6 protein-coding genes are annotated in these 5682 nt (G+C 64.4%); all 6 read right to left on the reverse strand.

Annotation, left to right across the window (positions count from 1 at the left end):
- Positions 1-391, reverse strand: a 391-nt coding sequence (locus TX78_RS13820) for a hypothetical protein (protein WP_158644339.1), incomplete at its 3' end; no start/stop codon positions are given.
- Between the two features lie 221 nt (positions 392-612).
- Complete coding sequence (locus tag TX78_RS10935; protein ID WP_049897853.1) at positions 613-1689, reverse strand: acyltransferase family protein; 1077 nt, start codon at positions 1687-1689, stop codon at positions 613-615.
- 23 nt (positions 1690-1712) lie between these two features.
- Entirely contained in the window at positions 1713-2051 is a 339-nt protein-coding gene (locus TX78_RS10940; protein ID WP_049897854.1) for a hypothetical protein, read from the reverse strand.
- Positions 2052-2096: 45 nt separating this feature from the next.
- Positions 2097-2801, reverse strand: coding sequence for a deoxyribose-phosphate aldolase (gene deoC / locus TX78_RS10945; protein ID WP_044496223.1), 705 nt, complete (start codon positions 2799-2801; stop codon positions 2097-2099).
- Positions 2801-4654 (reverse strand): phospho-sugar mutase, encoded by a 1854-nt coding sequence (locus TX78_RS10950; RefSeq protein WP_233722253.1) that lies wholly within the window; start codon positions 4652-4654, stop codon positions 2801-2803. The genes deoC and TX78_RS10950 overlap by 1 nt, the downstream gene beginning before the upstream one ends.
- Positions 4655-4736: 82 nt before the next feature.
- Positions 4737-5681, reverse strand: coding sequence for a purine-nucleoside phosphorylase (locus TX78_RS10955; protein ID WP_081652771.1), 945 nt, complete (start codon positions 5679-5681; stop codon positions 4737-4739).
- Position 5682 lies beyond the last annotated feature (1 nt).

Raw genomic sequence — 5682 nt, forward strand, 5'->3', positions numbered from 1 at the left:
TACTGGTGGCGGCGGCGTCGACGGTTTTCCTCACCCTGGGCAGGTCAATGAGTCCCTCAGTAAAGGCCCGCCAGGTGTGGGGGAGGAAGTGCTTGGCGTCTCCGGTGGTATTGAGGATAGTGGTCGCGGTGCGGTCACTGACCCCGAGGATGCGGGCGGCGTCCCGGACCGCTGCACGGTCTGCCTCGGACCGGGTGACCAGGGGTTCCTGGGCATAATGTGTGGCAGTCCGTTGCCGGTAGTCCAGGAGTGCGGTGATGGTGGCTGCTTCAGCTCGCCGTGCAGCGACTTGGTGCTCCCAGGCTGCAGCCAATTCGGGTTCCCCGGCGAGGGCTCTTAGGTGCTCGGGCAGGGGAGGGGTACTGCTGGCGCTGCTGGTGGAAGCTGCCATGGTGATCACCCCTGTCTTCGCATCTGCCCGCCTATCGAATCTATGTCCTATTGTTTCATGTCGATGGGTAGATGTCGATAGTTTTTGGCGATCCCTTACAGGTTTGAGGCAGCGTGAGGCATGGCCAGTGACATGCGGACCAGGCCAACTCCGGTTTAGCAGCCCAACTCAGGCTTAGCAGCCCGGTCTAGCCTGCCCCGCACACCAGGAGCGGAGATCGCTTAACCCGCGGTACGAGGACTCACTGATCGCGGTCGGGGCAGCCCTGTGAGCCAGGGTGAGAACCGCGTGCGGTTGACCACTAGCCCCAAGCTCCAGCACACCAGCAGGGCAATCAAGATGCGCAGCGGTTGGTAGCTGACCAGATCCCAGATCAAAAACAGCACATAGGCGTGGAAGAACACGACCATCGTGCCGGTCTTGACCAGCTCGGAGATCACCGAAAGCGCCGCAGGGATCGTCTTTAGTGCTGCATCGGCCCAAGTGGAGAAGACCCCCACCAGACCCACGCAGATCAACAGGGCCAGGGCGGGAGAAACCAGGAACGTCCCGAAGCCGGACCACTTCATATTCATCGTCTCAGCACCTGCTGCGACCCCAGCCATACCGGCAGCTATCAGCACCACCCCGGCCACACCGGCCCAAGGGGAACGGGCTGCCTCAGCCAACCGCTGCCGCCAGGCAGGCGAGGCAGATCTCCCGACACCAGCAGCATCGCGAGCCGGAGTGATCAGTCGGCGGAACCAGAATCCGGCCAGGATAAAGGCCGCGCAGGCCGGAGCCAGACCCAGTCCGAGGCTGGTATACGACATTGCCGAATCGGGAACCTGTGCCAGCGCCAGGCCCCCAAGGGCGGCAGCAAGCTGCACCCACCAGGGAAGCGTCAGCAGCAGACGCACCAGCAGCACGGCGAAGAACATCACGGAGATAAACCAAAACGCCAGGAATGGCATATCGGTGAGCCCCCCGCCGAAGACAGCCCCGGCAATGGTCAGCCAGGTGTCTTCAAAGGGCTTGGGCGTGTAGTGGTGGACTGCCACCAGGGCGATCAGCAGCACCAGCCACGTCAGATACGGCACCCCGAGGGTGTGCCAGCGGGTACGAATCTCGCCGGCAAAACTGCGCACAGGAGACAGGAAGAACCCTGCAAGAAAGAAGAACAGGGGCATCCGCCAGATCTGCAGATACTCCTCGTACGGCATCAGCGGCCAACCATGACCGACGACGACGGCAGCAACAGAGATGACGCGCAACAGGTCAATACCCGCGTTGCGCGCCATCCGGGCTTCAGGCCCCATACATGCTGTGTGGCAGGCGCCTCTTAGCGGTCCGCGTGGTACGGGCCAGCCTTGCGCTCACGGGTAGGAGCGTTGGACTCTGCCGCGCGGGAAGCCATCGCATCCAGCGGCTCGCCGTGCTCACCGTGAAGGTCCTGATGCTCCAGCGAATCCGAACGGCCGATCACTTCCTTGGCCACCAGGAAAGCACCAGTATAGAGACCCAGGAACAACAGACCCGGCAACCAGACCTGGTCCAGATCCCAGAAGTTCAGCGCGACGATCGAGCCCAGCAGCATGCCGAACACAAAGAGGAAAGCCACCATGTTGCCCAGGAAGTGGCCCTGTCCGGAGTAGGCCTTAACCTGGCCGTTGCTGATCATGAGATCCCTTTCGAAAGTTCCGTTGCGCCGTGGCGATGCACCTTGTCAGTAACCGCCCCGGGCGCCGTCGTTCTTGCTTCCCTCTACGATATCAACTGAGGCGCTAGCCCCGATGCGTCTGGCACCGGCATTGACCATAGCGACGGCGTCCTCGTAGCTGCGCACCCCGCCGGAAGCTTTGATCCCCAGTCGCCCGCCGACCACCGAATGCATCAGGGCGATATCTTCGACCGTCGCTCCACCGCCGCCAAAGCCGGTGGAGGTCTTCACAAAGTCAGCACCGGCAGCCTCAGCGGCACGGCAGACGAGCTCTTTGGCCTCCTGGGTCAGCAGGCTGGTCTCCAGAATGACCTTCAGGATGGCTCCACCGGCATGCGCCGCGGCCGCCAGTGCGGCGATCTGAGCCTGCACGGCATCGGCCCGGCCGGCGTTGGCATCAGCGATGTCTACCACCATGTCCACCTCCTGAGCGCCCTCCTGAACGGCGTCCTGAGTCTCGGCGACTTTCGCCGCGGTGGTGGAAGCACCAAGCGGGAAGCCGACCACTGTGCACGTCTTCACCGGGCTGCCGGCTAGAGCTTCTGCGGTGAAGGAAACCCATCGGGGGTTGATGCAGACCGCGGCGAAGCCGTGCTCCAGAGCCTCGGAGATCACCCGGCGTACGGTTGCCTCGTCCGTGTCTGGCTTCAGTGCGGTGTGATCGATCAGCCCCGCTAGCTCCACAGGGGTCGGGGTGGTGGAAGCGGTCATTACTGGGGTCCTTTCGCAAGAATGCTGTTCATGGCCTCACGCACAGTGTCCAGGCGCTCGGCGGCCTTGGCGCGGGCAGCGGAGACATCCGCGGCGGCATCGCCGGCCGGTTCCGCGGTGGTCTCCAGGTAGCACTTGACTTTGGGCTCGGTGCCGGAGGGACGCACGATCACCCGGTCACCGGCGTCGGTGAGATAGATCAGCGCGTCGGTAACCTTAGCCTCGGTGAACTCCTGGCCGGGCAGCGGCTGCCGGCTGAGATCCAAGGTCTCGGTGACTGCAGAACCGGCAATCTCAGCCGGCGGGTTCTCCCGCAGGGCGGCAGTGATCTGGCCCAGCTGACTGAGATCCTGCACCCGGATAGTGACCTGCCCAGTGAGATAAACACCAGCCTCTGCGGCAATGTCATCCAGCGCCTGGACCGCGGTGATTCCTTTGGCCTTGAGATCGGCGATGAGCTCGGCAAAGATCATCGCCGCAGAGACGCCGTCCTTATCCCGAACATGCACCGGGTCCACGTCGAAGCCGATAGCTTCCTCATAACCGAAGATGATGTTGGGCACCCGGGCCAGCCATTTGAATCCGGTGAGTGTCTCCGCGTGCTCGACGCCGCGGGCTGCGCTGAGTTTGCCCAGCAGTCGCGAGGACACCACAGAGTTTCCGATGGCAGGTGCGGTGCTCTCACCGGTGCCGGTGCTTTGCCATCCTTGGCGCAGCGGGCCGCGGTCCAGGATATGCCGACCCAGCAGGGCGCCGATCTCATCCCCGGAGAGCTGCCGCCAGGAGGCAGCCTGTTCGTCATAGACGGCGGCGGAGAGGCGGTCGGCGTCGGGATCATTGGCCAGCACCAGATCTGCTGAATGCTCAACGGCGGCTTTCAGCGCGAGATCCAGCGCACCAGCCTCCTCCGGGTTGGGGAAGTCCGCAGTGGGGAAATCGGGGTCTGGCGCGAACTGCTCGGCCACCGGGATAACGGTGCTGAAACCAGCAGCGGAGAGCAGCTCGGTCACCATTTCACCGCCGACGCCGTGCATCGCGGTATAGACGATCGTGATGTCGCGGTGCGGATAGTTCTGCGCATCCAGCAGCTGCAGGGCCTCGCGCTGGTAGCTGTCCCGATCCGCTTGGCCGATAGTGTGCACACCAGCAGGACGGAGGACCTCGGCTCGTACCTGAGCGTCGGTGCGTGAGTCTGCGAAGTCCTCTGTCACCACCTGGGCGATGGTCTCAGCAATTTCACGATCCACCGGGGAGACGATCTGAGCGCCCACACCCAGGCCGTCGGGTTCCAGGAATCGGGACAGCTCACCGCCGAGGTAGACCTTATAGCCGTTATCCCGCGGAGGGTTGTGGCTGGCGGTGACCATGACGCCGACCTCTGCGTCCTTCACCAGGACCTGACGCGCCAGCAGCGGAGTAGGCCCGGGCTGATCGAAGAGATGCACTTCCCACCCCGCGGCGTGGAAGATCTCCGCGGTCTCGTAGGCGAACTCATCGGACTGGTGCCGGGCGTCGAAACCGATCACGATGCGGCGGGCAGCCGAGCCCTCCACGTCATGCGGGTTATCCACCTTCGCATGAGCTTCGGTGAGCTTCTCCGTGGCGTACCTCAGCAGACCAGCTGCTGTCTGCCGGACCACCAGGCGGTTCATCCGCAGCGGGCCGGGGCCCAGCTCGGCGCGCAGCCCCGCGGTGCCGAAGGCGAGCCGACCAGCAAATAGCCCTTCCAGCGCGGTCGCTGCGGTGCGGTCGCCGCCGTCGGCAGCTTGCAGCAGGTCTTCCAACTCAGAGCGGGTGCGCGGATCAGGGTCCAGCGCGATCCAGCGGCGGACGGTACTCAGCAGGTCAGTCACGTGAGCGTCTCCTTCGAGGTTCTGGGGTGGGACGCCTGACAGCGGCATCCAGCGATTCTAGGTCGGGGCGGTAAGCAGCGGGTTACAGGGCGCGGCGGACAATCTGGGCCAGGAGAGCAGCAATGCGCGGTGCCGCAGCCGCCCCTGCCTCCAGGACCTCCTGGTGGCTCAGCGGTTCAGGGGAGATTCCCGCACCCAGGTTAGTCACCAGGGAGATGCCGAAGACCTCCATGTCAGCGGCGCGTGCGGCAATTGCTTCCAGCGCAGTGGACATGCCCACCAGGTCCGCGCCCAGCACACCAGCCATCTTCACCTCAGCTGGGGTCTCATAGTGCGGGCCGGGGAACTGAGCGTAGACGCCTTCGGGGAGAGTGGGATCGACTTCCCGGGCCAGCTCACGCAGCCGCGGGGAGTAGAGGTCCGTCATATCCACAAAATGCGCACCACGCAGCGCAGAGGTGCCGGTGAGGTTGATGTGGTCGCTGATCAGCACCGCAGTGCCGGGCTTCCACTCCGGATTCAGCCCGCCACAGCCATTGGTCAGCACCATGGCGCTGGCCCCTGCCGCAGCAGCAGTACGCACCCCGTGAGCCACTGCGTCTACACCGCGGCCCTCGTAGTAATGGGTGCGGGCACCGATCACCAGGATGTGTCTGGGCTGCCCATCGGCTGTTTCTGCCCGGATGACCTTGAGAGTCCCGGAGTGGCCGGAGACCCCGGAATGGTGGAAGCCGGGAATTTCTGCGGCGTCGATCTCAGCCACCAGCTCGCCCAGCTGTTCAGCGGCACCGCCCCAACCGGAGCCCAGGGTGCACGCCAGGTCAATGCGTTCGACAGAAGCGGCGGCGAGCAGGGCCTTGGCCGCACGTTCAGCGGTCTGAGCCGACGGCGCCGTCGGGTCATTGGTAGGCACCGGCGCGGCATCGCCGAGTTCGCGGGGCTGCGACCCGGATTCACGGGTGACGTGGCCGAAACCGGCGGCAGTTAAATCGTCTTCAGGCTGTTCGGCATCAAACGGAGCGGTCATG

This window comes from Nesterenkonia massiliensis, from assembly GCF_000455245.1.
Classification (GTDB): domain Bacteria; phylum Actinomycetota; class Actinomycetes; order Actinomycetales; family Micrococcaceae; genus Nesterenkonia; species Nesterenkonia rhizosphaerae.